Annotated in this window: 28 protein-coding genes and 2 pseudogenes; 15 read left to right on the forward strand and 15 right to left on the reverse strand. The window is 53.2% G+C overall.

Annotation, left to right across the window (positions count from 1 at the left end; translation table 11 throughout):
• Positions 1 to 736, forward strand: a 736-nt coding sequence (locus C3451_RS24385; RefSeq protein ID WP_192894891.1) for a hypothetical protein, incomplete at its 5' end; no start/stop codon positions are given.
• A 395-nt stretch (positions 737 to 1,131) separates the two neighbouring features.
• Here C3451_RS24385 and C3451_RS22215 read toward each other — a convergent pair.
• Complete coding sequence (locus tag C3451_RS22215; RefSeq protein ID WP_045330656.1) at positions 1,132 to 1,356, reverse strand: helix-turn-helix transcriptional regulator; 225 nt, start codon at positions 1,354 to 1,356, stop codon at positions 1,132 to 1,134.
• An 82-nt stretch (positions 1,357 to 1,438) separates the two neighbouring features.
• Entirely contained in the window at positions 1,439 to 1,669 is a 231-nt protein-coding gene (locus C3451_RS22220; RefSeq protein WP_045330659.1) for a helix-turn-helix transcriptional regulator, read from the reverse strand.
• 102 nt (positions 1,670 to 1,771) lie between these two features.
• On the opposite strand from C3451_RS22220, the gene C3451_RS22225 reads away from it, so the two are divergent.
• The 5 genes and pseudogenes from C3451_RS22225 to C3451_RS22245 all read left to right on the forward strand — a co-directional run bounded on the left by C3451_RS22225 (position 1,772) and on the right by C3451_RS22245 (position 5,055).
• A complete protein-coding gene (locus tag C3451_RS22225) occupies positions 1,772 to 2,047 on the forward strand; it encodes a transcriptional regulator (protein ID WP_063851100.1) in 276 nt (91 codons plus the stop codon).
• A gap of 112 nt (positions 2,048 to 2,159) precedes the next feature.
• A complete protein-coding gene (locus tag C3451_RS22230) occupies positions 2,160 to 2,681 on the forward strand; it encodes a PTS glucitol/sorbitol transporter subunit IIC (RefSeq protein ID WP_063851101.1) in 522 nt (173 codons plus the stop codon).
• On the forward strand, positions 2,678 to 3,052 hold the full coding sequence (locus C3451_RS22235; protein ID WP_047723067.1) for a PTS glucitol/sorbitol transporter subunit IIA: 375 nt from the start codon (positions 2,678 to 2,680) through the stop codon (positions 3,050 to 3,052). The genes C3451_RS22230 and C3451_RS22235 overlap by 4 nt, the downstream gene beginning before the upstream one ends.
• Positions 3,049 to 4,028: pseudogene (locus C3451_RS22240) on the forward strand (PTS glucitol/sorbitol transporter subunit IIB). Before C3451_RS22235 ends, C3451_RS22240 begins: the two are co-directional and overlap by 4 nt.
• A gap of 10 nt (positions 4,029 to 4,038) precedes the next feature.
• Positions 4,039 to 5,055, forward strand: a complete 1,017-nt coding sequence (locus tag C3451_RS22245) for a Gfo/Idh/MocA family oxidoreductase (protein ID WP_063851102.1) — start codon at positions 4,039 to 4,041, stop codon at positions 5,053 to 5,055.
• Between the two features lie 35 nt (positions 5,056 to 5,090).
• Here C3451_RS22245 and C3451_RS22250 read toward each other — a convergent pair whose 3' ends face one another.
• The 7 genes from C3451_RS22250 to C3451_RS22280 all read right to left on the reverse strand — a co-directional run bounded on the left by C3451_RS22250 (position 5,091) and on the right by C3451_RS22280 (position 12,472).
• A complete protein-coding gene (locus C3451_RS22250) occupies positions 5,091 to 5,636 on the reverse strand; it encodes a hypothetical protein (protein WP_061382781.1) in 546 nt (181 codons plus the stop codon).
• A 14-nt stretch (positions 5,637 to 5,650) separates the two neighbouring features.
• Positions 5,651 to 6,691: a ParB/Srx family N-terminal domain-containing protein gene (locus C3451_RS22255; protein ID WP_063851103.1), complete on the reverse strand. Its 1,041-nt coding sequence runs from the start codon at positions 6,689 to 6,691 to the stop codon at positions 5,651 to 5,653.
• 58 nt (positions 6,692 to 6,749) lie between these two features.
• A complete protein-coding gene (locus tag C3451_RS22260) occupies positions 6,750 to 7,703 on the reverse strand; it encodes a fimbrial protein (protein WP_063851104.1) in 954 nt (317 codons plus the stop codon).
• Positions 7,700 to 10,207, reverse strand: coding sequence for a fimbria/pilus outer membrane usher protein (locus C3451_RS22265; protein WP_063851105.1), 2,508 nt, complete (start codon positions 10,205 to 10,207; stop codon positions 7,700 to 7,702). The genes C3451_RS22260 and C3451_RS22265 overlap by 4 nt, the downstream gene beginning before the upstream one ends.
• A 10-nt stretch (positions 10,208 to 10,217) precedes the next feature.
• Complete coding sequence (locus C3451_RS22270; RefSeq protein WP_063851106.1) at positions 10,218 to 10,898, reverse strand: molecular chaperone; 681 nt, start codon at positions 10,896 to 10,898, stop codon at positions 10,218 to 10,220.
• 103 nt (positions 10,899 to 11,001) lie between these two features.
• Positions 11,002 to 11,514 carry a fimbrial protein gene (locus tag C3451_RS22275; RefSeq protein ID WP_063851107.1) on the reverse strand — a complete coding sequence of 171 codons (513 nt, stop codon included), beginning with the start codon at positions 11,512 to 11,514 and terminating at the stop codon, positions 11,002 to 11,004.
• Between the two features lie 367 nt (positions 11,515 to 11,881).
• On the reverse strand, positions 11,882 to 12,472 hold the full coding sequence (locus C3451_RS22280; protein ID WP_025713660.1) for a tyrosine-type DNA invertase: 591 nt from the start codon (positions 12,470 to 12,472) through the stop codon (positions 11,882 to 11,884).
• A gap of 213 nt (positions 12,473 to 12,685) precedes the next feature.
• Here C3451_RS22280 and C3451_RS22285 point away from each other — a divergent pair, with 213 nt between their 5' ends.
• The 4 genes from C3451_RS22285 to C3451_RS22300 all read left to right on the forward strand — a co-directional run bounded on the left by C3451_RS22285 (position 12,686) and on the right by C3451_RS22300 (position 17,459).
• The gene (locus C3451_RS22285; protein ID WP_063851114.1) at positions 12,686 to 13,618 is read left to right on the forward strand and encodes a TIGR03756 family integrating conjugative element protein; all 933 of its coding nucleotides are present in this window, start codon (positions 12,686 to 12,688) and stop codon (positions 13,616 to 13,618) included.
• Positions 13,619 to 13,629: 11 nt separating this feature from the next.
• On the forward strand, positions 13,630 to 14,991 hold the full coding sequence (locus C3451_RS22290) for an integrating conjugative element protein (protein WP_063851108.1): 1,362 nt from the start codon (positions 13,630 to 13,632) through the stop codon (positions 14,989 to 14,991).
• Positions 14,988 to 16,490, forward strand: coding sequence for a conjugal transfer protein TraG N-terminal domain-containing protein (locus tag C3451_RS22295; RefSeq protein WP_063851109.1), 1,503 nt, complete (start codon positions 14,988 to 14,990; stop codon positions 16,488 to 16,490). The genes C3451_RS22290 and C3451_RS22295 overlap by 4 nt, the downstream gene beginning before the upstream one ends.
• A gap of 96 nt (positions 16,491 to 16,586) precedes the next feature.
• Positions 16,587 to 17,459, forward strand: a complete 873-nt coding sequence (locus tag C3451_RS22300; RefSeq protein ID WP_063851110.1) for a phosphorothioated DNA-binding restriction endonuclease — start codon at positions 16,587 to 16,589, stop codon at positions 17,457 to 17,459.
• A 38-nt stretch (positions 17,460 to 17,497) separates the two neighbouring features.
• Here the strand turns inward: C3451_RS22300 and glgS are convergent, their stop codons facing one another.
• Positions 17,498 to 17,698, reverse strand: a complete 201-nt coding sequence (gene glgS, locus C3451_RS22305) for a cell surface composition regulator GlgS (protein ID WP_001561269.1) — start codon at positions 17,696 to 17,698, stop codon at positions 17,498 to 17,500.
• 333 nt (positions 17,699 to 18,031) lie between these two features.
• On the opposite strand from glgS, the gene C3451_RS22310 reads away from it, so the two are divergent.
• The 4 genes from C3451_RS22310 to mobH all read left to right on the forward strand — a co-directional run bounded on the left by C3451_RS22310 (position 18,032) and on the right by mobH (position 21,491).
• Positions 18,032 to 18,322, forward strand: coding sequence for a hypothetical protein (locus C3451_RS22310; RefSeq protein WP_025713656.1), 291 nt, complete (start codon positions 18,032 to 18,034; stop codon positions 18,320 to 18,322).
• Between the two features lie 64 nt (positions 18,323 to 18,386).
• Positions 18,387 to 19,292, forward strand: a complete 906-nt coding sequence (locus tag C3451_RS22315) for a zincin-like metallopeptidase domain-containing protein (protein WP_124304415.1) — start codon at positions 18,387 to 18,389, stop codon at positions 19,290 to 19,292.
• Between the two features lie 64 nt (positions 19,293 to 19,356).
• Positions 19,357 to 19,728, forward strand: a complete 372-nt coding sequence (locus C3451_RS22320; RefSeq protein WP_063851112.1) for a hypothetical protein — start codon at positions 19,357 to 19,359, stop codon at positions 19,726 to 19,728.
• A gap of 173 nt (positions 19,729 to 19,901) precedes the next feature.
• Entirely contained in the window at positions 19,902 to 21,491 is a 1,590-nt protein-coding gene (gene mobH / locus C3451_RS22325; RefSeq protein ID WP_063851113.1) for a MobH family relaxase, read from the forward strand.
• A gap of 55 nt (positions 21,492 to 21,546) precedes the next feature.
• On the opposite strand, the gene C3451_RS22330 is transcribed toward mobH, so the two are convergent.
• Both C3451_RS22330 and C3451_RS22335 read right to left on the reverse strand, forming a co-directional pair.
• A complete protein-coding gene (locus C3451_RS22330; RefSeq protein ID WP_047050432.1) occupies positions 21,547 to 22,200 on the reverse strand; it encodes an HNH endonuclease in 654 nt (217 codons plus the stop codon).
• A gap of 115 nt (positions 22,201 to 22,315) precedes the next feature.
• Positions 22,316 to 22,558 (reverse strand): annotated as a pseudogene (locus C3451_RS22335) (hypothetical protein); the annotation flags it as partial.
• A gap of 337 nt (positions 22,559 to 22,895) precedes the next feature.
• Here C3451_RS22335 and C3451_RS22340 point away from each other — a divergent pair.
• Positions 22,896 to 23,972, forward strand: coding sequence for a Fic family protein (locus C3451_RS22340; protein WP_047050428.1), 1,077 nt, complete (start codon positions 22,896 to 22,898; stop codon positions 23,970 to 23,972).
• Between the two features lie 19 nt (positions 23,973 to 23,991).
• Here the strand turns inward: C3451_RS22340 and C3451_RS22345 are convergent, their stop codons facing one another.
• From C3451_RS22345 to C3451_RS22355, 3 genes are all read right to left on the reverse strand, one after another.
• A complete protein-coding gene (locus tag C3451_RS22345; protein WP_341349323.1) occupies positions 23,992 to 24,147 on the reverse strand; it encodes a hypothetical protein in 156 nt (51 codons plus the stop codon).
• A gap of 351 nt (positions 24,148 to 24,498) precedes the next feature.
• Positions 24,499 to 24,960 carry a hypothetical protein gene (locus C3451_RS22350; RefSeq protein WP_047459333.1) on the reverse strand — a complete coding sequence of 154 codons (462 nt, stop codon included), beginning with the start codon at positions 24,958 to 24,960 and terminating at the stop codon, positions 24,499 to 24,501.
• 85 nt (positions 24,961 to 25,045) lie between these two features.
• A partial coding sequence (locus tag C3451_RS22355) for an IS3 family transposase (RefSeq protein WP_131023897.1) occupies positions 25,046 to 25,154 on the reverse strand: 109 nt, incomplete at its 5' end.

A 25,154-nucleotide genomic window follows, 5' to 3' on the forward strand; every position in this document is an offset into this window, starting at 1 on the left:
GAATGAAGGTGTATTTACGTCATGTTCTTATTTCACTCCCAAAAACCCAAGGGAACAACAAATTTCAAGAAGTAGTTGCATTGATATTGACTGGATGAATGATTTGTTATTTATCAATTCTCAGGAATTTGTAATTAAGAAATTTCAAAACGTTATTAGTCAAAATGATATAAACTCAGACAAACAACATGAAGCCCTAAAAATTAACCTATTTAACAACTTCGACGAAAACAATAAAGATCAAGATAATATTTCAAAGTCAATCTATAGGAAATACATTACTCAAATTCTAAATGAAAAGCCAACATCTTTAAACTTAGAGAATACATATAAATATGGCTGGTCGAGTGGTGATTGTGACTTTCTGATTAAAGGTGATAATCATTTATTAATCCACAACAAGATATCAGGCAATAAAAAAGAATTAAATTTCGACATAGATGCTCTCACTTTATTAAAAGTCAGAACATCTGGTTGTGGAACAATTATGGAAATAAATGATGGCTCTTTGTACTTTTTAACTGAAAATGGAAGCCATAAAATATCTAATGATTTTGTATCATGGCGGGTATATCCACGAGCAAAAAATCATGCGAATCACTTGCATATAATTAATGATGACAATATTAACATTCAGGTCTATAACAACGACACAGAGACCTCTGGACTTAATACATTCTATTCAAAAAGTAAGAATGATCAGTACAAATACAGACTCGAAGATTTATTAAGGTAATAAAGGGAAAAGAGTGGTTTTTATTTATAAAGCCACTCTCTTCATTTAATCGTGTTGACCTGTTAATTAATAAGAATCGCTTCAGATCAAAGTTATAATAACTTTGTTAGAACATTTTATTGTTGCATAAGCTATGCCGCTTACAAACCTCTTTTGGATTAAAAAATAAGTTCAAACATACGCACCAAACAAAAATATAAGCAAACAGCCCTAGTTAAGCCCATTCAACTATTACATAATAACTTTAATTTATACGTATACATTCTTTTGATACTGATTGATACACATACTACCACTTACTCATCAATAATAACTAAAACTCTTAATAACTCTCAGATTTTCCTAAGTGAATTGCAACTATCCATACAATTGGTACCCCAATGGCCGGCAGGTTTTCACAACTTACCCAAAATACTGCCTGGTTCAATATTTACCGTTCTACAAAAAAGCACAAATTCAACGACATCTAGTCGTCTCTCTCCACTCTCTACCTTTGCGATAAATGACTGCGGCCTTCCGAAAGCACTGGCAACCTCCTGCTGAGTAAGGCCACAAGCAATCCGCGCATCCCGAAGAGCTTTAATCACCATCTGGTAGTCATTTGAGTAGATAGAAGTCATCCCGGCAGCCTCAACTCTATGTTAAGACTGACTATCCGGTGGCCTTGTCATTATCCCAAAACAGGATAATAATCCAAGCAAATTACTTCATAACTGCATTCAGTATTTCTGCGGGATCAAGCGAAAGCAGGCGTGCAATAGCTGCAAATTCAATCACATCCAAACGACGTTCGCCATTCTCCACCTTTGCAACGAATGACTGGGGTTTGCCCAGCGATTTAGCCAGTTGAGATTGAGTAATCCCCCGACCAATTCTTGCAGAGCGCAGTAACTTTATAACTAACTGATATTCATCAGAATAAATAGATGACATTCATAAAACTCGATTAATATCCCAAAATCGAATATCAGCCATTTACAAAATATCCCAAAATAGGATATTTAATCAGCTTTGTAACACAAGAAGGTAAACGAAATGACTAAAAAAGACTGGCACCCCGCCGACATCGTTGCCGCCTTACACAAGCGCGGTACCAGTCTGGCGAAACTGTCGCGGGAAGCGGGACTGGCCTCGTCAACGCTGTCGAATACCCTGACGCGCCCATGGCCGAAAAGCGAGTGGCTGATTGCCATCGCGCTCGACATGCATCCATCAGAAATCTGGCCCGGTCGTTACCTCAATTCCAGTAACAAACGTGAACCCCGTAAACCGCTTCACCCCATGACAACAACCGACAACTCCGGGACATAACGACCCGCGCTGTGAGTGGCAGGACGCATTAACCAACGATACCTGACAGGAGAGTTGTTTATGCACACCGAACCACAACCATGCACCATCGCACTGAGTACAGGAGGCCGCCATGTTTCTGGTCTCCCTGGCTGAAGGCTTTATCCACCTGTTCCAGGCCGCAGGCAAAATCTTCCTCGACATGATGACCGGGCTAATCCCAATGCTCATCTGCCTGTTGCTGGCCATCAACTTCCTGATGAAGCTGGTCGGCACCGTACGAATGGAGAAAGTCGTCGCCCTGCTCGGCCGCTCGCGCATCCTCACCTACGGCGTGCTGCCAGTGCTCGGCTGGTTCTTTATGAGCAGCCCCGGCGCACTGACCCTCGGCAAACTCTTACCTGAGAAGAGCAAGCCCGGCTATGAGGATGCACTCGGCACCACCGCCCATCCCCTCACCAGCCTGTTTCCCCATGTGGTGCCCTCAGAGCTGTTTGTCTGGCTCGGCGTCGCCGCCGGGGTTAAGGCACTCGGCCTGCCCGTCACCTCGCTGGCACTGCGCTATATCGCTGCCGCCATTCTGATTGGTTTAATCCGCGGGATTATCACCGAGTACCTGTTCCTGCGGCTCAGCAAACGGGGGAATGCGCCATGATGATTTACTGTGCACGTATTACTGCTATCGGGCTGTTCGTCGCTGATGGTCTCACCGACAAGATGCTCATCACCTTCGACAGCAACGGGCCGAAGGACTGCCTCGATTACTCGCTGTCGCTGGAGCCGTCGTTCCGGGAAGAGAGCCTGATGATACTCCCCGGCGACCGGCTGATGCTGGCGGGGCACGACTATCTGGTGACTGCCGTTGGCAAGGGAGCACAGCAGGCGCTGTTTGAACTCGGCCACCTGACGCTGGTGTTCAATGGTGACCTGAATCCCTGCCACGTCGGCGCGGTTCATCTCTCCGGCCCGGTGCCAAATCTGCGTGACCTCCACGGTAACCTGGTGATTGAGGAGGGCCGTCCATGAATACGGTACTGATTCCACCCGGTCCCGGCGGTTACGGTAAAGGGCTGTGGCTGCCCGTCGGGAGCGGTAAAAAGGTGCTGTCACTGACCGGGCGGGAAATCCATCCCGTCGCGATAGAAATCGGCGCACTCACCGAATCGGAAATCGTTAACGGCTTCTCAGACATTCCGCCGGATAACGACATTCTGTGCGTGGTGATTAACTGCGCCGGGTCCCTGCGCTGCGGCCTGTATCCGCAGAAGGGCATCCCGACCATCAACGTGCTCCCCACCTGGCGCGCCGGGCCACTGGCACACTTTATTAGCGAGGATAACTACGTCTCCGGCGTGACGACGGAGCAGCTGGTTCTGGTGGACACCGCCGAAGTGCCGGACGGTGAACCGGAGTCCGTGCCTGTCGCTGCACCACGGGTTATCAGCACGCCACCACCTGCACGTGGCGCGGAAAACTGGTACGCATGGTTGAAAAGACAGGTACAGCCGTCGGCCACGTTATCGCCCTGCTGTTCGCCGCCAGCCGTGAGGCAGTGGACGTGTCGCTGCGTAACGTTATCCCGTTTATGGCCTTTGTCTCATTGCTGATTGCGCTGGTGCAGGAGACCGCGCTCGGCAGCCTGATTGCCCATGCCCTGACGCCGCTGGCGAACTCGCTGTGGGGACTGGTGCTGCTGTCGCTCATCTGCGGCATACCCTTCCTCTCCCCGGTGCTCGGGCCAGGCGCGGCCATCTCGCAGGTGATTGGCGTGATGATAGGCACGCAGATTGGCGCAGGCGCGATATCCCCGGCCTTCGCCCTGCCCGCGCTGTTTGCCATTAACGTGCAGGTCGGCTGCGACTTTGTCCCGGTCGGTCTTTCCATGCAGGAGGCGAAGCCGGAGACCATAGCGAAGGGCGTCCCCGCGTTTCTGCTGTCGAGACAACTGACCGGACCGCTTGCGGTAATAGTCGGCTGGCTGTTTTCCCTGGGCTTATTCTGAGGACTCAATGATGAACAAAATCAGAGCCGCCGTGGTCGGCGCGGGTATCTACGGTAAACACCATATGAATGCGTACCGCCATAACCCGGATACGGTACTGGTCGCCATCTGCGACACCGACACAGAGCGCTGCGACGACCTTGCCATGGCCTGTGGCGTGATGGGTTATACCCGGCTGGAAACGCTGCTGGAAGAGGAAGCCATCGACGTGGTCTCGGTGGCGACGCCGGACCCTTACCACACCGAATCCATCCTCACCGCCCTGCGCCACGGCAAGCATGTGCTGGCGGAAAAGCCGCTCGCCACCTCAGTACGCGAGTGCGAGCTTATCGTGGAGATGGCGCAGCAGCGGGACCTGCTGGTCGGCGTCGATTTCCACAAACGCTGGGACCCGGCGGTGATGCGCATTAAGGCCGAACTGGAGAAGCCGGAAGCCGGGCGCATCCTGCGCGGGCATATCAGTATGGACGACGTGATTAGCGTGCCGACAGAGTGGCTGAACTGGGCGGGCGCAAGCTCCCCGGTGTGGTTTCTCGGCTCACACTGCTTTGACCTTGTGCGCCATTTTTCCGGTCAGGAAGTGGTGTCGGTGTACGCCGTCGGGCAGAAGAGGCTGATGGTCGAAAGTGGCCTCGACACCTTTGACAGCGTGCAGAGTCTGCTGACAATGGCCGACGGCAGTTCGTGGGTGGTGGAAAACTCATGGGTGCTGCCGGAGGGCTTTCCGAAGGACAACGACGGGCGCATCGACATTCTCTGCGAGGCAACCTATATCCGCAGTACTTCACAGCATCGCGGGCTGGAAATCACCACGCCGGCCATGACGCTCACGCCCAACAGCTATTTCATCAACTACCGCAACGGCGTTGCCAGCGGCTTTGGTATCGACCCCATCAATGATTTTGTGCGGGCGGTCAGACATAAAGCCCCCTACCCGGTCACCGCCGAAGACGGGCTGGCGGTAAGCCGGATTTGTGAGGCGATACACCAGAGTCTCGAGAGTCAAAAACCAGTGTCATTAAAATAGTCGGCCAGCAGGGAAGCTGGTATCCGCAAGCCCGTTTAATCACGCTTAATTTGTTTATTCTGAGAATAAACATACCGGAATCTGTCCCCGTATATTGATTCAATATCCAGGACAAAATCCAGGCGGGCAGAGTCTAAAGCCGCAGACCGAAGGATAAGTGAATCGCCTGAGCAGCGCTCGTCAGTCCCCCTTGCTTCAATTAAGAAAATCTCCTCACCAACTTTAAATGAATCATTAGGTCTGGGTCCGCCAATCACAAAGCACTGGATATCCAGGCCTAGCGCCTGCACTGCTCCGACAAAAATATTCCCGGCAACAGGTTCAACTTTTTTGCCATTGACCGTTGCAGATATAGCAGAGACAAATGCAGTTCCCATTCCATTATTGATGATGTAAATACCCGATTTGTTCGCCCGCCCGTCATTTGAAAAATAAGCGTTCATCCGCGGCTCAACAGAAATATGGTTATGCTTTATTTGCTCCTGGCTTTGCGACCAGGTAAACCACAGGGAAAGCAGCGCGATAATAATTCCAGTAAAGGCGAGAAGGGTATCTCTGTATTCCCTAAAGAATGCCGCCATTTGTTATCCTTAATTCAACATTCATCGTTAACACCATTAAGTATCCTGTCCCGATAGTCTTCCAACTGAAGCCGTTGCAGATAGCTTTCCACCTCCAGTGCCCAACGCGTTCCTTCGCCAAGCGTCGCGCGGCTATGGGTTGAGGCATAAAGATAACGTGTATCATAAAGATTAATCAGCGTCTGATTTACACCATCGATTTTGCACTTAGGATTTTTTAGCTGCTGTTCTAGAGCCCGGACAATACGGGCACGATGGTCTTGATCGTTAGCAAAATCCCGTTCCTGCAATTCGCTGAGAACCAGAAATGAAGGTGGAATTTCTTCTGCAGTCGCTGCCTGTAAACGATAATGACCATCAAGAATAACAAATGATCCCAGCCCTGCTATATACCAGACAAGTACTGGAGGCAGCGCACCCTCACGGCATTTTTTACGCCACCATTTCAACCTTCCGGCATCAGGTTGTATCGGATAACGCCCAAGTAGCAGGCTACCTCCCCACCACCAATCCACTAATCTGACTTTGTCAGGATTGACCAAATCAGGAAAATCTTCGCCGTAGAGCGTCCAGCTACAGCCGATATTCCCGCTGCTTTCTGGGGCATCAAAACGCCAGCTATTTACAGGAACACGCTGTCCGGAAAATTTTGGTAATGAATATTTGGCCTCCATCGGCCTTATCAGCCATCGGCGAGGAGACAGAAGAGGCACTTGCGCATTCATTAATTGCCGGGAAAAATAGCGACACCATTCACCTGTCCAGGCCCGTTCGCCTTTGCTTTTAATACCCTCAATATCTTCAGATGTGACAGCCGGTAATAATGTCTGGCAAGCGGAATGATCGGCATTAAACACCAACCAAACTCCGGAATGATCTTTCAACATTGATGCCCAGAATAATGTCTTCCCGGAGACCTGCAGCGCCATCCGCCCATAACGACCACTTAGCATTTCCATTGCCACGTCGGTCCTCTGGCTGCTCTTGAGTGTCAGCTCTAGACCCTGCCAGTTATTATTGCGATCAAAAAGATCTTTCCACCAATATTGGGACATTATCATCTTCCCTGATAAACAGAGGGTTAGTCTAAAACCTTTAAAATTGTTCAGGTAGCTATTTATACGTCAACGTAAACGTCGCCGTGGCGTTCGCCTTCCCGGCCGTGATGCTCTGCGTAGTCTGGTAATAGCGCGCCTGAAGCTGAACATATTCGTTACCACCTGATGGCGAGGTGTAGTAATACCGCTCCTGGCCGAACTGTACCGGGCTGTCTTCATAGCGATACCAGACCTGAACGCCGACACCGCTGGCATTAACGGGATCGCTGTCGAGTTTAATGACGCCGGGTACGCCTGCGTCATTATCTGCGGTGGCGTCAATACGCACATTAATTCGCGCGCCCTGAATACAACTCAGATTGATATTGAATGTCTGCCAGGCTGTTGCAGTACCCGGACCGTTGAACTCACTTTTGTCATGGTCGCCCAGAGGGACATTAACCGGGTTGGTGGTGACAGAACAGGATTCAGAGGTAATGGTATTGGTGCCATTCAGGGTGGCATTGGCAAAATAGAACTGATTTGCCACTGAGGCCCGCGCCAGCATACCGGTATCCAGGGTTCCCCCGGTAATATCGCCCGTTTTGATTAACTCCGCTTTGATGCCGTTTCCACCAATAAAAATATAAGTATTTGCGCCCGCGCTCTGGTCATAGGGAAGCACTTTACCGGAAGAGCTGTTCGTCAGCCGGATACCAACCCCTGGAACATTAGTGTTATAGATATTCCCCCCCAGCGTGCTCAGCGTTCCCCATTTACTCAGCTCCCAGCGGTAGGTCCATGCTTCACTGCACCCCGCAATGTTATTGCCGCCGTTATACGCCCCCGTGGTGGCCGTGGCGATAACACTACCCACCGCAGAATCCCGCTGCACCGCCACATTGCCAAAGCTGAGATAACCAGAGATCTCCGATGTCACGCCATTAGCAAACTGGCATGAGGCCTGTGCGCCAAAAGCAACCAGCCATAATGCCAGCAATAGGCAGCCTGATTTTAATAATCCTTTCATTCCCGGCACTCCTGTTCAGTTTCCGTTACCGGCGCGTTTGCGGCATTCTCCGGTAGCCGGTAATGCGCCACGCACTGCTGTTTTCCGTTCCAGTTCACCGTGATATCACCTTCATCCGGGACGCCCGTCAGGTATACCTGTCCGTCATCGCCAACGATACCGCTGCCGCCCTCCTTCATTTTCGCCTGAGCGCCGAACGGCACCGGCAGCCCACGGTAAAGCAGCGTCATCAGTACGCGCCGTCCGACGCGGGTGTTGAAGTCCGCCATTACCACTGCGCCCTGCGTTGGCGTCACCGTCTGCACGGCGGTGTCGATATCAACTCCATCGCCGAGCGTGCTGGTATCCAGTGCGATGCGGTTTTTCCGGTAGGCGTTGACGTACGGCACGACCGCATAGCCGCGCCAGTCGGTATAGACCCCGGTGTTGTTCTGCACCTTCGCGTCGTCCGCGCCGGGCGCTTTCACGATGGCAAGTGAGTCACCGAGCGGCTGGGAAAGCGTGATGCCATGCGGATGGACGACAATCCCCCCTTTCAGGCCATAATTCACCTGCTGCGTGTCGTCGTCATAGTTGTAGCCGCCGGTGATTTCCCCCTGCCCGCCTTTGTAGTCGGCGTTGATATTGCCGGAGCCGCCCACACCATGGTTGGTGTAGCTCTGCTGGAGGCTGTAGCTGAGGTTGTTATCGGCAAGCGCCGTCCCATTGAGGCCCACCTGCTGGCGGGTGTCGCCGTGCTTCGCGGTGTTGACGCTGTAGCTGGCCCACGCGTTCGGCATAAAGCGGCTGAGAGGAACCTGGATGCTGAACGCCAGCTGCTGGTCGGCAGGTTGGGTGCTGTCCGGGTAATCGCTGTAGCTGTAGGAAACGCTGTAGCTGATACCGTTGATATTGCCGTTCCAGCCGGTGCTGAGGGTGCGCTCGTAACCGTCCTCATGCCAGTAATCCTGCTGGTAGCCGGAGACAAAGAACGAGCCGTAGCTGCCGATACTCTGGGTGAGATCGAGCTGGAGTTTCTGCCGCTTGTTGTACGTCAGCCGCCAGCCATCATCGCTGTCCGAGCGTAAGTCGTTCGCTTCCTGGAAGGTATAGAACCCTTCCGTGGAATAGCGGTACGCCGCCAGGGTGAAGCTGGTATCGGTGGCCTGAAAATCTTTTGAGTACTGCACCCGGTACGACTGGCCGTCGTGAGTTTCATCGTTATTAAGGGTGGTGTGTGCAGCGGTGATATCGGCGGAAACCGAACCCAGCTCGCCGAGACCAAACCCCAGACCCGCCGCCCCGGACTGATAGTCCTCCGAGTACAGCGTGCCGCCATAAATCGTGATGGCGTGCGACAGGCCGTAAATTGCCGTTATCTGGCCAAACTCAGGCTCATCGCTGTCGCTGTTGCCGCTGCGGTATTTCCCGGCAGTGAGGGCATACTTCAGACGGCCTTCACGCTGCATAATCGGTACCGCAGAGAATGGCTGAATAAAGGTTCGCTCGCTGCCGTCGGCTTCTTTAATCGTTACCTCCAGATCGCCGCTGCCCGATGTCGGGTAGAGATCGCTGATGGCGAAGGCCCCCGGTGCGACGTAGCTCTGATAGATGGTGTAACCATTCTGCTTAATAGTGACCTGGGCATTCGACTGGGCAATACCGCGGATGATCGGGGCAAACCCGCGCAGACTGTCCGGCAGCATATTGTCGTCGGAGGCCAGTTGCGCGCCGCGAAACTGCACGCTGTCGAAGATGTCCGACGGGGTATAGCTGTCGCCGAGCGTAAGTTGCCCCTGCAGGCGCTGGATATCCCGCTGAAGATACGTGTTCACCGAATCCCAGTGGCTGCCGTTATCCTCGTCGTAATTCCAGGTGGAATAGTTGCGCAGCCGCCACGCGCCGAGGTTCAGCCCGCTCTGCAGGTTGGCGTAGTAGTTATCATCGGAGCCATTTTCCCCGTCGCGCCAGGTATTGCTGCCGCTGAGGTTATAGTTCAGCAGCGCGGCAGGTACGCCCTCGTCCCATTCGGACGGATCCACCCAGCCTCGCGCAGTGGTGCTCATCGCCGCCTGCGGGATACTGAGGTTCAGTTGCAGTTTACTGAAACGCAGTTCGCTGGAAGCCATCGGAATATAGCGGTCGATATCCTCCAGCGGTTTGTCCGCTGGCAGTGCGGCAAGCGCAGGAAACGCGGCGGTGTTCACGCCCCAGGCTTTCAGCATCGCCGAGGTTAACTGTGCGGTGAGTTTTTTATCTGACCCGGCAACAAAGGCAATATCCTGCGCCTCGCCCTGCTGCTCGCCGTTGACATACACCGTCACCCGGTAAGTGCCCGGTAGCTGGCCATCGGCTTCGGAAAAAGCGGATAAGTCAACGACCGCCTGGCCCGGACTGTCCAGCTCCAGCGCGTGGGTATTGAAGGTCTCGCGAGCTTCCGCATGACGCAGATAACCCAATAGCAGCACCATAATCAGCAACAGCGCCAGCAGGAAGATCATCAGTCGGGAATTCGGGTTATTCATATTCCCTCCTTCAGAGCTTACGGCTTTCGGTCTGACTGACGCCGCCGTAATCACTGATCGACTGCCAGGTCACCGTGGACACCGTGGCCGATGGCATCGTGAAGCTGACACTGCCCTTCGGCGGTACCATATCGGCCTCTTTGATCTCCTGCCCGTCCACCTTCAGAGTGAAAAGCGTGATGTAGTAAGGCGTCGGATTACTGACGGTGAGTCGGTTGCCGCTGCGGGCAACAGATAAGTGGTGGTATGCCGTCTCCGGTTGTCCCTCCAGCCCAGCCGGACGATAAAAGATCTTCAGGCGGGATTTCACCACCACCTGCAGAACGTTGTTATGCGGCACGCTGTCGTCGGTGGCGGGAATGGACTTCACGTTCAGCCAGAACACCGATTCCCGATCTTCAGGCAGGCTCCCTCCAGTGCGCACAATGCGCAGGATGTTCTCTTCGCCTGGATTAATGCGAAACAATGGCGGCGTCACGATAAACGGTGTTTTGCTGCCTTTCACGCCACTGTCCACCCAGCTCTGCACCAGCCAGACGCCGGATCTGTCGGGGTTACGTATAGAAGCGGAGGTCTCTTTTTTGTCGCCGTTATAAATGATCCGTGTCCCGCCAATGACAATCCCGGCCTGTGCCTGCACGGTAAATACGGCCAGCAATAGCGCCAGCAAAATGTCTGCATACCTGTTCATCTTGTTATCTCCGGACGAAAAATACGCATCCCTGCGAAACGCTCCCTGTTATGCGGCGGCGCATGGCCAGGAGGAGGAGAATGCGCCCCGCGACGGCACAGCGTTATTTGTAAATGATGGTGAACTCAGAGGTACCGTTTGCTGTACCGGTGGTGACCGTCGGGCCTGTGGAGACATAGCGGGCGACAAAGTCGAGCGCGTTTGCGCCTTCTGCGAGGGTGTAGTCGGATGAAGCGGAGTGCAGTGGGATGGCCGTGCCGTTTTTATCTGCGATCTGGATCCCGACCCCGGTGGCGATGCCCGTGCCACTGTCCAGCGCCAGCAGGCTCTGGTCATTGTTATCGGATGTCCCGTCAAATTTCACATTTGCACCAGTGACCGTTTCCGGGCACTCGCTCACGTTGATGGTAAATTGCGTTGGCGCCGCTCTCATCCCCTTCGCCCCGTTAAGGGCGGTCTGGGCAACATTGCCGAGGTTCACCGGTAGATTCTGGGAGCCAGTGTCGATCTTGCAGGTCTGGTCAGTAATGCTACCGGTGAAATGGATGGTACCGTCGGCAGCCATGGCATTAGCCGCCGCCAGCATAAAACACGCGCTTAACATCGTTTTTTTCATGTGTTTCTCCTTGATGAAAGAACATTCGGGACTCGGCCCCGCATCACTCTGGCGGTGAAAAAATCTGCGTTAGACTTTCCCGTTAGTGCCAGAGTGGTGAGTTCAGGAGAAAATGATGTGGAAGAAGAGAATGAGAAATAAAATGCCATCGGGAGAGGAACTGAGCTTGCAGAATGGCATAAAACAGTAAAGCGGTGAGCGAATGAATACTGGCAACGTGAACCTCTAAAGCACGTTGCCAGCAAGGGCCAGAGGAACATCATGTATCTGCTACGTTTTATTTTTATTTAAAAACAGAGAGATAATCCGTTATCAAAAGGGGTCTCAGAAAAATTTTGACACTTTGCTAAATTTTTCTGATACTACTTTACATTCTGGCACTAAATGTGTGGTTTTCTTTCACACTGCCCCAAACATTCATAAACCTCTGCGTATTTGTCGCCGTATAAATCACCGTATGCCGGATGTTCCGGTGCCCTAGGTAATCCTGTATCAGACGTGTATCACGCCCTAAATCCGCCAGCGCGTAACCGCATCCGTGTCTCAGCATATGGGGATGCGCTGAAATACTGACGCCGCCCAGTTCGCCGTAACGTCTGAGCAATAACCGGACCTGATGGCGCGACAGCGGCCCCCCTTTCTGCGACAGGAAAAGCCAGTCAGAGTCAGCATCCCGCCAGCGACGGCGCACGGTTAACCAACGCATCAATGCGGGCAATTCGGCATCGAACAGCGGATGCTGTGTTGACAGGCTATTTTTGAGCCGCCTGACATACACCGAACCACCGACCAAATCGATATCCGACAGGCGCATTCCACACAGTTCACTGACCCGCAGACCGTGTAAAAAACACATCTGAATCAGGCAGTAATCACGCTCAAAATGGATCCCTCTGTCCGCTGCAAGCAGTATCTGCCCCACTTCATGGCGGGTCAGATGTTTTCGTTTTACTGGCATAAGCTTTGCTCCTTAAACACAATAAAAAATGAAGAAAAAAACAGGCCGGAACCACTTTCGTAGCCCGGCCTGAACCACAGAATAACACCAGAAAGCCCGGCAAAGGTTGATGACAGACTCAACAATTTTCACAGGCTGGTTCCAGTTTTCAGCAGTGATCGAATGAGCATTGCGCTACACCCGGCAGAAGAAAACTCTGTTGCCGGAGGCGTTATGCCAGACCGCTCTTCTCTTCTGTTGCTCCTGATGCTGTGCGCCGCTTTCCCGCTCAGAGCCATTACCACGCCGGAAATTGCCGCTTCTGCCCTGTCGCCGGACTGCGTGAACTACCGGGTTGTCGGCCTGTGCTACTGGTTGTACTGCACGCCGTTCGGCTGTACGGTGCGTACGTCGGTGAAGGTCAGTCATTTCCGTCCGGATCTGGTGGTGTCGGCTTACAGCAACACCGGGCAAAGTCCGTGGACGGAGATGTCGTTACTCAGCCCACCGTTGCCCGGTGTTGCCGAAGGCGGCGGCGATACGAATCCTCGTTCTGCCAGCCAGCACAGCAAGATCCGCTTTAGGAATGCCGATGCCATCGGCTTCCCGGCAGGCGATGAACTGGCAAAATTTTTCACCCAGTTTGGCTATATCTGCTCACCTTCATCGCAGCCTTTTCAACCGTACTTTCTGAGTCAACTCGATACGCTGGCATGGCGCAGCGGTGTGCCGGAAATGACCTGGCCGGAGGCGCTGACGCCGGGCATGCGGGAAGTCGGTCAGAACGGCGATATGTGGGGCAATCTCTACCCGCGCGCCGGAGCCATCAGCCAGACGCACGACTATAAAGCCGCCGCCGTTATCGCCCAGCGCGTGGCCGATCTGGTGACGCGTACCGGGCAACCGCATATCTACACGCCGCTGACCGCCTCATCGCGCGCCGGGTACTGGCCGCCCTCCCCGGTTATCGAAGGCGACAGCGATAACCATCGCTGGCAGATGCTCACGCCGAAAAAATCCGCCGCCTGTTCGGTGTTTCCGGATGGCAGCACCACCGACACCTACGCCGACAAACTCGCGGAGGATGGCGCGTACGCCTGGACACTGTGGCGGCCCTATAAATGCTGTCCGCGCCGGGGGCAAACCTTTCTCGGCAGTACGGGTTAACGGAGGCGGTGATGAGAGTCCTTTGCCTGGTCTTACTGTTTTTCGCCTGGGTTTGCGTGGCGGCAGACAACTACAGCTTCCGCACGCGAGGCGCGGTTGACGACCTGCTTTACTACCAGATTGGCGGCGGTGAAGCCGTCATGCCGCCGCCCGTACGCCGCAGCCCCTCGCCGCTTAGCTTAGGTCTTGGCTGGAACGCCGATATGATGTGCGGCAATTTCGATATCGACACCACGGTGCGCAACCAGCTAAACGGCATCACCGACGGCTTCCAGCAACTGATGGGTAACGTTATCCAGAGTGCCACCGGCGCGGTTGCCAGCCTGCCCGCGATGATTATCCAGCGCGCCAATCCGCAGCTTTATGATCTGCTGACCAACGGCGTGCTGCAGGGACGGCTGGATTTTGATAAGTCGCTGCTGAACTGCCAGAAAATGGCGGAGAAGATGACCGATTTAGCGACAGACTCCGCCTGGTTTTCCGGAGCCAAAGCGGAGAATTACCAGTCCCTCGCCGCCAGCGATAATGACGCCATCCGCACCGACCAGAAAGCGGCAAAAGAGGCCGCCGAAAAGGGTAAGCGCTGGATGGGCGGCGAAAAGCGCGGCGGCAAAGGCCAGCCGCCAATCAAGGTAGTCCATGACGCCACCGTCGCAGGCTGGAATATTCTCAACCAGCAGCCCGCCACCAGCACCACGTCTCTTACCGCCTCCGAATGTGACGGGGAACTTTGTCGCACCTGGACATCCCCTGAAGAGGCCGCCGGATGGATGACCCGCGTGGTCGGCGAGCAGACTATCAGCGTAGCGCAGGTCACCGACGATCCGGATGCACGCTCCGGCGCACAGGCGGGGATCGGACTGCATCCGCTGATCGACGAAGAAAAGGCGAAGATCCTGCCCCTCCTGACAGATCTGGTTAATGGCAGTCAGAAACCCGGCTCCGATAATCTGGCGAAAGCCTCCGGCGGATCCATGCAACTGACCCGCGGCGTGGTCGAGGCGCTACGCGACGATCCGGATGTTGCCGTCCTCACCGAACGGCTGACGGGAGAGCTGGCGCTGGCCCGCGTTACCGAACAGGCGCTGCTGGCCCGGCGCACGCTGCTCGCGGGCATGCGCGAACCCAATATCGCCAACGTCAAAGAAGCGCAGGAGAGCTTAGGCAAAACCACCGCCCAACTGGATGAAGAACTGAACCAGCTTAAACTGGAACTCGATTTCCGCCAGGCGCTGACGCGCAATACCGCAAGCCTTATCCTGCAACGCAAACAGCAACGCGACCAGCTTCAGGGCCAGGCGGTGGAAGTGCCGGACGACAATGACCGCCGCATACATCAATTGAATAACCCGCGGCCGGACAGCCCGCGATGACCGCCAACAGCTATTTCGAGTATGTGCTCACCCTGCTCGGCTGGCTGGTGAACAACGGCGTGTGGCAGACGCTGACCGCCACCGGGCTGTTCGCCCTGCCCCTTCTGGCAAAACTGGTCGCCCTGTGGCTGAAGGCGCGCGGCCAGGGGGCGGATGAAGGCAACGTCACCCGCCTGCTGGTCGTCTGGGTGGAGCACTCGCTCTACAGCGCCCTGCTGGTGATCCTCTTTGCGGGTGTGCCGTTCCTCAATGTTGATATCAATACCCTCACCTACGACAGCCAGCGCACCAAGCAGTGCGGCTGGTCGGTGGTACAGCCCGGTGATTCCGGCTATGCGCCGCTCATCAACGAACTCAGCGGCAAGAGCGCTTCCGTTCCGGTGTGGTGGTACTTCACGCATGCACTGGGTAAAGGCATCACCAGCGCCGCCGTCGCGGTTCTGCCCTGCAAGCCGGACCTGCGCCAGTTGCGCTTTGAAGTGCAGCACACCCGGATTGCCGATCCGGCGCTGGCGCAGGAGCTACAGGATTTCGTTAACGACTGCTATGGACCGTCGCGCGCACGGCTGAAAAAGCTCGGCAGCGATATCAGTGAGGAGCAAAGCCGGGAAGTGGACTGGGTGGGATCGTCTTTTTACCTCTCCACGCCGGGCTATTACGACCACGATCATTCCCGTTCACCGCGCGCCGCCTGGCCATATGACGCCAGCCGCGACGACGGTCTGAGCGATACGGGTGGCGGAGGCTATCCAGCATGTAAGGAGTGGTGGTCCGATGGTGAGGCGGGGCTGAAAAATCGGCTGCTGAAGCAGGTCGATACCACGCTCTGGCAACGGCTGCAAAAACTGGGGCAGTCGAAAGACGAGTACGAAGAAGCGGTATTGCGCTCGCTGGTGAGCCCGCGCAATATGCAGGTGTCACAGGGCGGGCTGGTGTATAACGGATTTGGTGGGAGTGCGGGAGATAACCTCAGCCAGACGCAGTTGCTAAGTCGCGTCGGTGGGATCATCGGCGCGGGGCTTTCGAGCTACGCTCTTTTTCCGGCGTTTGATAACGTCCGCCAGGCGCTGCCGATGGTGCAGGCGTTCCTCGAAATGGCGCTGGTGATTTGTATTCCGATAATTCTGTTGTTCTCGGCATGGGATCTTAAAACGGTCATCACGCTGAGCTTTGTGCAGTTCGCCCTGTTCTTTCTCACCTTCTGGTGGGAACTGGCGCGCTGGCTGGATAACTGGCTGATGCAGATGATGTACGACAGCGACACCCACTCGTACTTCAACCTCTGGGGCCTGCAAAACACCTCCGACGATCTGATTGTGAATATTATTATGGGCGTGATGTTCCTGGTGTTACCCGCATTCTGGCTGGGCGCACTGACGTGGGCAGGCGTCAGGATCGGCGCAACAGTCGCCGGGGTGATGGGCAGCGCGGTCGGCGATATCCGCAGCGCTGGCGAACAGGTCGGGAAGATGATCGTCAGTAAAACACGCATTCCCTGAAGATTTCGTACTGACGGTGTGATGAACGGGGCTTGAGTCACCGGCATTTTGCGAGCATGATCGCAATAACATCAGCCTGTTACCCGGTTCATTCTTATGATCTCTCCAGAAACGCTGCAATCCGCCATCTCTAACGTCTCTGTCTGGCGTCAGGGTGACGTATGCGCGCCGCATAAACCGCTACTGCTGTTGTATGTATTGTCGCAGTACAAAGCAGGCCATTCACGCCTGTTTAACTATGGCCTCGAGATCCACGAACCGCTTACTCGCCTGCTGAAAGAGTTTGGCCCCAAGCGACGCACCGACTATCCCAACATGCCATTCTGGCGGCTGCGAACAGACGGCTTCTGGGAGATCGCTCACGCAGAAGGTTGCAAACCGCGCAAGGGCAATACTCAGCCGACAAAGAAAGAACTGATTGATAACCAGGTGACGGGCGGCTTCGATGAAGCGGCTTACCAGCAATTGCTGGCACACCCTGAGATGATCGACCAGTTGGCCCAGAAGATCCTCACCGATCGCTTCCCGGAAAGTATTCAGCGGATCCTGGCCAACCAACTGGGATTCGATTTTATCGATCGCTCCAGGAACCGCGATCCGCGTTTCAGGGATATCGTTCTTCGCGCTTACCACTCACGGTGCGCGTTCTGTGGTTACGATCTCAGACTCGATGGCGCGCTGGTTGGTATTGAAGCGGCGCATATTCACTGGAAAGCGTACGGTGGTCCGTGCGTGGTAAATAATGGCCTGGCGCTCTGTACATTACACCATGACGCGTTTGATATGGGGGCGTTCGGACTGGATGAGAGTATGACCATCCGCATCTCCGGCGGCGTCAGTCGTAGTCCGGTGGTAGACCATCTGTTCTGGCACCGGGACGGCCAGCAGCTATTCCTTCCTTATGACAAAACGCAGTGGCCTGCTGAACAGTATGTTGGCTGGCACCGAAAACAGATTTTCAAAGCCTGAAAAAACGCAACGGGCCGTTAAGCCCGTTGTTCGTTACATCACCGCAGTTCTATCACTCTCGCCCGCTCAGCCTGCTTTCGGTAGTGGTCGTATCGCTCCCGGAACCATGCTTGCTGTTCATCACTCATATTACCGGTCACGGCATCGATATCCACTGGCTGGCCCAAGGCGTGCATACGGGCAAAACTGCGCGCCAGAAAATCAAAATTCTTCAATGCGTTTATATCTTGTCGGTTCATTAGCATATCCCTCCAGTCATTGTGTTTACTGTTCAAGGTCATATGCTTTTCTGATTTCAGTATCCGCCTGAAAAAGATCATTTTTTGAGCGATGCGTGCGCATCAATCTGCCTGCGTTCACATTTCAGGAACGACAAAACTCTTCAGCCCCAGTAATGATTTTCCCCTCCCTTTTATCACCCGCGCAGAAAACACTACCGCCAGCCATGCAGTAAGTTCGCCATGTATCCGGAAGGCGCGAACGGCGCAGATGCGCAGGATACCCGTACCATTCCATCCCGCAGGGAAACGCCCTGCGAAGGGTGTTCCCTGTTCATTTACAGGAGAAACACCATGTCGCTTTTCGATAAAAAACCGTCGTTAATGCCGGTGGTTATCGCCCCTGATGTCTGGCAATCCGCTGTGGAATTTCCCGCCGACCCGCAGCAGGTGGAAGAACGGCTGGGCAATCTGTTGCTCGCCGTACTGCTGACCCTGCGCACCGCCGGGGCATCCCGCAAGAAAGTCACCTTTACGATCTACTGCCAGCCGCCGCAGGGCGATATGAAAGTCCCTGTCGCATTACCGCTGTCGCTCAACTATCACGGCCACTATGTGCAGGTCTCGATGGCTGAACAGGCATAACCTCTCCCCGCCGGAGTCGCTTCCGGACGGAGGCAGCTCCGGCTTCTTCCATGAGGATCGCACAATGGACAGAAGCAACGATATCTACCAGAAAGTCACCGACCAGATTATTACTGAGCTGGAAAACGGCAATGTGCCGTGGATCCGCCCGTGGCGCGATGGCGAGCCGCCGTTCCCAATCAATGCGTTATCCGGTCGACCGTATCACGGCATCAACGTGCCGCTGCTGTGGAACAGCGCCGACAAGCAGAGCTTCGCCAGCGACCGCTGGCTGACGTTCCATCAGGTCAGCGCGCTCGGCGGGCTGGTGCGCCGGGGGGAGAAATCCTCTCTGGCGGTGTTGTATCTGCCACGCACACAGGAAGAGACCGATGCACTCGGCCAGCCGTTGCTGGATAAAGACGGCGAGCCGAAGGTGCGGCATTTCGGGATCATTCGTGAATTTCGGCTGTTTAACCTGTCGCAGTGCGACGGCCTGCCGCAGTCGCTGTCCGAGCCGTTTACCCGGCCCGCAGAACCTGTGGAGATGGCCGAAGCCATTACGATGAACAGCGGCGTGACGCTGCGCCATCGCCGCCAGTCGAAAGCGTATTACAAACCCGCGACCGACCTGGTGATGATGCCGCACCCGCAGCAGTTTGAAAGCAGCGAGGCGTACTACGCCACGCTGCTGCATGAACTGACGCACGCCACTGGTCACGCTTCACGCCTGAACCGCCCCGGTATCGTCGGAGCGGAACGCACCGAAGCGCTCTACGCCGCTGAAGAATTAGTGGCGGAGATGGGTAGCGCCTTCCTGTGTGCCCATTGCGGCATTCAGGGTAGGCTCCAGCACGCCAGCTATATCGGCTACTGGCTGGATATCTTGCACCAGGACAAACGGGCAGTGATCCGTGCCAGCGGTATGGCGCGCCACGCCAGTGAATGGCTGCTCAACGCTGTACCACAACCCTGTCAGCTTAGCGCCTGACAGCCCACCCGCACGGGGAGCCTTCCCTGTCGGGGAGTTGCTCCCCTTTTTTCTGGAGTGATATATGGGACTCGATCTCTTCTTTTTCGAACGGGCAAAAAACGCGCCCGATGAAAGCCAGTACGCCAGAGTGGGTTATTTCCGCAAGGTGAATCCGCTGCTTAAGTGGGTGGATAAACACGTCGGGCTGGTGCGCAACCAGGTGCTGTTAGAAGTCACCAAAGCAAATTTGCAGGCGCTTCTGAGCGACCTACAGAGCCTGACGCCGGATAACTGCGGCGCGGTTTATCCCACGATTGATGGCTTTTTCTATGGTTATACCGATTATGGAGAGCACTACTGGAAAGATGTCCGCGCCGTCACTCTCTGGGTGAAGGAGACGTTGGAGACGTTTGATTTTGAGCGAGACAGGTTGATGTTTTATGCCTGGTGGTAGTTTTAAAGTGGCCGACAATACGTCGGTCACTTTTCCTCGTCGGCCAGAAATACACCGCCAGATATACACATGAGAGCATACAGTTTTTACTAATAAAAATGTAAAAGGCCCAAAGGGAGACACTGCAAAGGAAGGCCGACAAGGGCAAAGGGGCCTGCCCGAAAAGGAGAAATATGCTGAAGTGGCTACAAAGACCATCCCAGAGCCAGCCACCTGCACCAGACGCTACGCTGCCGGAGGGTTGGTTTGCGCCACAATCCGCAGAGCGATTGCTGGCAACACCGTTACGCCAGTCTTGTTTGCAGCAGTTACGGCAACTGACCCCGCTGCCGGATACCCTATATGATAGCTGGATCCTCACGGCGATTCATCGCCTCGCCGCGTTGGTACAGCTGCTACCCGCCTCACAAAGTCATCACCATTCCATTCACGGTGGGCTACTGGATCATTCGCTGGAGGTTGCCTGCAACGCCATCCGACTGCGCCAGGGTTACCTGTTGCCACCAGAAGCGGGTGCGGAAGAACAGGCCCGACAGGCCAGCGCATGGACGGTCACGGTAGTCTGCGCAGCATTGCTGCACGATACGGGAAAAATCTCCGTGGATATGGAGATTCATCAACGTGATGGCACCCGTTGGCATCCGTGGCAGGGTAATCTGGTGCAGCCTTATCGCTGGCAGTACGAGAGCCACGGTCGCGACTATCATCTGCATCCGGCGGCTGGCGCAATGCTGATTAATCAGTTGATACCCTCGCCATTACTGGACTGGCTGGCCGGATACCCGCCGGCTTTTGCGTCCCTGATTTATCAGATCACCGGACACTACGAACGGGCTGGCGAGCTGGCGGAACTGGTACAGCAGGCCGATAAAGCCTCTGTCGCCCGATACCTCGGTGGCAATATCAAAACCGCGCTGGCGCAAAAGCCCTCGTCCTTCCCCCAGCAGCTTCTTACAGCCTTACGGTCACTAGTACAGAACGAGTACCGACTCAATAATCCCGAATGCGGATCAGATGGCTGGCTGACGGAGGATGCGCTGTGGCTTATCAGCAAAACCACCGCCGACCGGGTCCGCGCCTGGCTGCTCAAGCATGGCGTATCCAGCGTGCCGGAAAACAATAACCGCCTGTTTGACGAACTGCTGACGCATCAGCTTATCGTTGCCAACGAAGATAAAGCAATCTGGCGCTGCATTATCCGATCGGATAAAGGTTGGTCGCCCGTTGAACCGCTGACGCTGCTGCGCCTGACACCATCTGCAATCTGGGAGCCAGGCGAACGACGTCCCGCCTGTTTTGCCGGTGATGTGACACCGGTAAGTGAAGCCGAACCCGCCCCTGAACTTAACACACCGACTCAACCGCTGCCGGAGATAGCAGACGACCCGAGGCTTGGTGACAATAACAACTTCCTGCAGTGGCTGAAGAACCACACCAGCCCTTCAGGCACGGTGAATACCCGGAACGGCAAGGTACATGTGGTGGAAAACCATCTTTTCTTGATTTCGCCGGGGATCTTTAAGACATACGCAGCAGAAACTACAGGCGATACCGGCGACGGCTGGAAACTGGCGCAACGAATGTTTCAGGAGTCAGGGCTGGCCCTGCGCTGTAATGATGACAGTTTTATCTGGACCTGCGAGGTTTGTGCGCCACAAAAGAAAAGTAGTCAGTTGAAAGGGTTTCTGATGGAGGATCCTGGGCTGGTGCTTGGAGAGAAAGTGCAGATGAATAATCCGTGGCTTAAGCTGCTACGCGAATAGCAAGTTATATCAAAATACTCTCTTCCACCGAGCTACAGCGAATGGGCTTAAATACCTAAAGAGCCGAATGATATTCAATAATTGATTTCAATTCTTCAGGCGAAAAAGGCGGATTACGTCGATGTAACATGGCATGGCAATTAGGGCAGACGGGAATAAGATCTTTTTTGGGATCCAGAGAGTAATTCTCTTTGATGTCTGATAGCGGAATCAGGTGATGTATATGGATAAAACCTTTTGCTATCTCACCATACACCTTCATCATATCAATACCACATACTCTGCACAGACAACCATGCCAGGCTAATGCGGCCTGTCGGGCCTTACGGTCGCGTTCATAGCGGTTAACCGTTACCTGCGTAGCTGCACCTTCATTAAATACGCTCTGCGGCGGCAGTTCATCAGGAAAAATACTGATGGCAGGTTGCTCGTTACCCAAATTTTTCTCAACGATCTGAAACCCTTGATCGGTAAGCAACTTGACGCATTTCGACTTGATACCACCACTAAAATCTTCAGGGGAAAACTCAACGCCTGTCATATTTAAAGCAGCAATACCGACTATCGCTTTCGGTGGATAACTGCGCCCTGCAAAGACCACATCATACAGCCGGGACTCGCTGAACTGGTGGGGTACACCTTCATCATAGGCGCGCATAGCCGCAATAATGCATTCCCTGGAAAGCTGGTCTGGCAGTTTCTTCTTCATTTACAACTCATCATCCCTGAAACGACATATGCTAACTCTTTATTTTATAGCATATTAATTTATCCGGAGATAAACAGCACTCTTCAATTTCGCGCGGGATACGGGCATCAGTGCAGCGGCAGAGAAACCGCGCCTCATGCTGATTGTCCAGCCGTATCTGAAAGATATCGTGTGTATCCTGCGCGGATGCATCCTCACGCCACGCCAGCAGGCCCTGTTGGTTCATGCGGATAATAATCTGATCGGGCGTTTCGCCCTGATTCAATGCTTCGACTACCTGTTGCAGAGGAAGCGGTAGCGTCTGGGCAGGCCACATCACTTCAACACTTACGAGCTGGCGGTGTGTCCGGGGTAACATCGGTAGTTTCCTCCATGGCTAGAATTTAGCGGTTAATTAGCCATGAAATAGGGGCATTTTTTGCAGTTGCAAGGTTGCCGAGAGACCTCATTTAAAGGTCAATACATCTCAGATAGTGAAGTCTCTTCCCAGGCAAATCCAGATAGTCTGCGCCAAGCGTCTGAGGATATGTCGATAAAAAGCATTTTTTTAAACATATAGCCAAAACATGTTTATGCCATCGACACGTTACGGCGATATATCGATAAAACACGATTTTTTAAACATGATGCCGTGACATGCTTATAGCATCGACATATGATGTCTATATGTCGATGAAATCGGTTTTTATAAACATATGAACTGGAATCCCGAAGCCCCTTACAACGCTCTGCCAAAGCTGCCGCCTGATCTGCAGCAGATAGAAACACGTAATGTACTAAAAGCGTGTATAAATGCGCGCGCGGCAATTGCAGAGCTGAAAACGGCGGGTGAGTTGATCCCCGATCAGGGATTGTTGATTAACATTCTCCCGATGCTGGAAGCGAAAGATTCCTCACGCATTGAGAACATCGTAACGACCAGCGATCAGCTCTTTCAGTATGCTGATCGTGCAGACGGAGCAGATCCAGCAACCAAAGAAGCATTGCTCTATCGTACGGCACTTTATGATGGTTATACCCATCTTGAGACCTATCCACTTTGCACAAACACCGCAATCGCTATCTGTACCAAATTACGCGCAGTTCAGACCGATATAAGAAAAACACCGGGCACGGTACTGCGCGATCAGAATAACAGCGTGGTGTATACGCCCCCGGTGGGTGAAGATACTATTCGTAACTTATTGGCGAACTGGGAACAGTTCATACATGGCGATGATGATTTAGATCCATTAGTGAAAATGGCTATTGCGCACTATCAGTTTGAGTGCATCCACCCTTTTCCGGATGGGAATGGGCGAACAGGCCGTATCCTGAATATTCTTTACTTGATTCAAAATGAATTGCTTTCACTGCCTATCCTGTACCTGTCACGCTTTATCCTGGAGAGACGTAGTGATTACTACACGCTATTGCGTAGGGTAACAGAGGAAGGAGACTGGGAATCGTGGATATTATTTATGCTGGAGGCCGTAGAAAACACGTCTCGATGGACGACTGACAAGATTGCGGTCGTTCGGGCATTGATGGCAGAAACGACCGAGTATGTACGTGAGAAGCTGCCAAAAATTTATACCTATGAACTCATCCAAGTGCTCTATGCGCAACCGTATTGCCGGATCGATAACCTTGTTGAACGAGGTATCGCTAAACGCCAGACGGCATCAGCATACCTCAAACAGTTGGTAGATATAGGCATGCTGGAAGAAATGAGCGTTGGTCGCGAAAAGCTGTATATCAATACTAGGTTGGTGCAGGAATTGAATCAGTAAAGCTTACTGGTTCCACAGTTCACCACTGCTGGTCCCAGCTATCAGACGATTTATGTTCGCCCCTACGGCTTACGACCTGAAGCTTAAGGTCCAGAGCGGCAAGCAGCATAAAGAGCGTACCTATGCGGATCCCCTCAGGATGATTCACAAACTCTGAAACCGTTGATTGTTTCATGCCTATACTTTCTGCAGTTTCGCGTTGAGTCAGCTTACATTGCTTGCGAGCATTCCTCACTGCCTGAGCCAGCATTTTGGGTGAAGTAACGTTCATTTTATCCCCCATGACAGATATTTTCCGTATATACGCTTTAGGGGATAACTATATGTTCTTAAAAGGAGATATCATTTGAAGTCTTATGAAACTCTATTTTCGTATCCATATACTTATATATACATGCAAAAGACATTGTTAAAGGCACTGTATAAAATCATGATCGACCACAAAAATCGTAGTTAGTGATAAACCAACCATATTTTTATCATTAAAATTCAAATAACTACAAATAAAACCATTAAAAAAACCTTATCAATCTTCCGTTTTCAGACTTTGTTTAACTACTAAAATCATGCAACTTATCACCTCAACAATGAGATTGAGAGACAGCACTACGGCAAACAGCTCTGCCGCAGTAAATAACTTATCCTTAGAAGGAATCAACTCATGCTTGGGATAATTTATTAGAGGTAAGTCATAATTTCGAAGGTACGGCAAAAAAATTGTTGCGCCTAAACAGATCACAAGTAATTTCAGATCAGCTTCTAAACTTCCCAAGTAACTTGTAAAACTTGAGCGTTTTTGCCCCTTATTGATGACCGCCAGAATGCCAAAAATTACAGAGATCCCTGCAGTAATCCCTCCAAGAATTGAGCCGATCACCCCTGCCGATGCCTGCTCAAGCAGGGTATAAACCTGTTTATCGGTTGACGATAACGCTAAGCATAATATGAATAGCGCTATAGCTTTAATCCAGACGCCTAGATTCTTCATTTTTGTATGTGTACCTTTTTTGATGTAATGCTATGATTTCTTTGATATCACTCGGTGAGTAGCCATCTGAATCGCCACGGATAATCTAGACACTTCCTAGCCGTTGATAATACTGGTTTTCATATTCTGTCGGTGACATCTGATCGCTGGAACCATGCCGACGCTTACTGTTATAAAACATTTCGATGTAATCA

The organism is Enterobacter sp. 301B, from assembly GCF_003850715.1.
Taxonomy (GTDB): Bacteria; Pseudomonadota; Gammaproteobacteria; order Enterobacterales; family Enterobacteriaceae; genus Enterobacter; species Enterobacter intestinihominis.

Excerpts from the sequence above, each read along its gene's own strand:
- C3451_RS22215 (WP_045330656.1), bottom strand. The coding sequence starts at position 1,356 with ATGACTTCTATCTACTCAAATGACTACCAGATGGTGATTAAAGCTCTT.
- C3451_RS22220 (WP_045330659.1), bottom strand. The coding sequence starts at position 1,669 with ATGTCATCTATTTATTCTGATGAATATCAGTTAGTTATAAAGTTACTG.
- C3451_RS22225 (WP_063851100.1), top strand. The coding sequence starts at position 1,772 with ATGACTAAAAAAGACTGGCACCCCGCCGACATCGTTGCCGCCTTACAC.
- C3451_RS22230 (WP_063851101.1), top strand. The coding sequence starts at position 2,160 with ATGTTTCTGGTCTCCCTGGCTGAAGGCTTTATCCACCTGTTCCAGGCC.
- C3451_RS22235 (WP_047723067.1), top strand. The coding sequence starts at position 2,678 with ATGATGATTTACTGTGCACGTATTACTGCTATCGGGCTGTTCGTCGCT.
- C3451_RS22245 (WP_063851102.1), top strand. The coding sequence starts at position 4,039 with ATGAACAAAATCAGAGCCGCCGTGGTCGGCGCGGGTATCTACGGTAAA.
- C3451_RS22250 (WP_061382781.1), bottom strand. The coding sequence starts at position 5,636 with ATGGCGGCATTCTTTAGGGAATACAGAGATACCCTTCTCGCCTTTACT.
- C3451_RS22255 (WP_063851103.1), bottom strand. The coding sequence starts at position 6,691 with ATGTCCCAATATTGGTGGAAAGATCTTTTTGATCGCAATAATAACTGG.
- C3451_RS22260 (WP_063851104.1), bottom strand. The coding sequence starts at position 7,703 with ATGAAAGGATTATTAAAATCAGGCTGCCTATTGCTGGCATTATGGCTG.
- C3451_RS22265 (WP_063851105.1), bottom strand. The coding sequence starts at position 10,207 with ATGAATAACCCGAATTCCCGACTGATGATCTTCCTGCTGGCGCTGTTG.
- C3451_RS22270 (WP_063851106.1), bottom strand. The coding sequence starts at position 10,898 with ATGAACAGGTATGCAGACATTTTGCTGGCGCTATTGCTGGCCGTATTT.
- C3451_RS22275 (WP_063851107.1), bottom strand. The coding sequence starts at position 11,514 with ATGAAAAAAACGATGTTAAGCGCGTGTTTTATGCTGGCGGCGGCTAAT.
- C3451_RS22280 (WP_025713660.1), bottom strand. The coding sequence starts at position 12,472 with ATGCCAGTAAAACGAAAACATCTGACCCGCCATGAAGTGGGGCAGATA.
- C3451_RS22285 (WP_063851114.1), top strand. The coding sequence starts at position 12,686 with ATGCCAGACCGCTCTTCTCTTCTGTTGCTCCTGATGCTGTGCGCCGCT.
- C3451_RS22290 (WP_063851108.1), top strand. The coding sequence starts at position 13,630 with ATGAGAGTCCTTTGCCTGGTCTTACTGTTTTTCGCCTGGGTTTGCGTG.
- C3451_RS22295 (WP_063851109.1), top strand. The coding sequence starts at position 14,988 with ATGACCGCCAACAGCTATTTCGAGTATGTGCTCACCCTGCTCGGCTGG.
- C3451_RS22300 (WP_063851110.1), top strand. The coding sequence starts at position 16,587 with ATGATCTCTCCAGAAACGCTGCAATCCGCCATCTCTAACGTCTCTGTC.
- glgS (WP_001561269.1), bottom strand. The coding sequence starts at position 17,698 with ATGAACCGACAAGATATAAACGCATTGAAGAATTTTGATTTTCTGGCG.
- C3451_RS22310 (WP_025713656.1), top strand. The coding sequence starts at position 18,032 with ATGTCGCTTTTCGATAAAAAACCGTCGTTAATGCCGGTGGTTATCGCC.
- C3451_RS22315 (WP_124304415.1), top strand. The coding sequence starts at position 18,387 with ATGGACAGAAGCAACGATATCTACCAGAAAGTCACCGACCAGATTATT.
- C3451_RS22320 (WP_063851112.1), top strand. The coding sequence starts at position 19,357 with ATGGGACTCGATCTCTTCTTTTTCGAACGGGCAAAAAACGCGCCCGAT.
- mobH (WP_063851113.1), top strand. The coding sequence starts at position 19,902 with ATGCTGAAGTGGCTACAAAGACCATCCCAGAGCCAGCCACCTGCACCA.
- C3451_RS22330 (WP_047050432.1), bottom strand. The coding sequence starts at position 22,200 with ATGAAGAAGAAACTGCCAGACCAGCTTTCCAGGGAATGCATTATTGCG.
- C3451_RS22340 (WP_047050428.1), top strand. The coding sequence starts at position 22,896 with ATGAACTGGAATCCCGAAGCCCCTTACAACGCTCTGCCAAAGCTGCCG.
- C3451_RS22345 (WP_341349323.1), bottom strand. The coding sequence starts at position 24,147 with ATGAAACAATCAACGGTTTCAGAGTTTGTGAATCATCCTGAGGGGATC.
- C3451_RS22350 (WP_047459333.1), bottom strand. The coding sequence starts at position 24,960 with ATGAAGAATCTAGGCGTCTGGATTAAAGCTATAGCGCTATTCATATTA.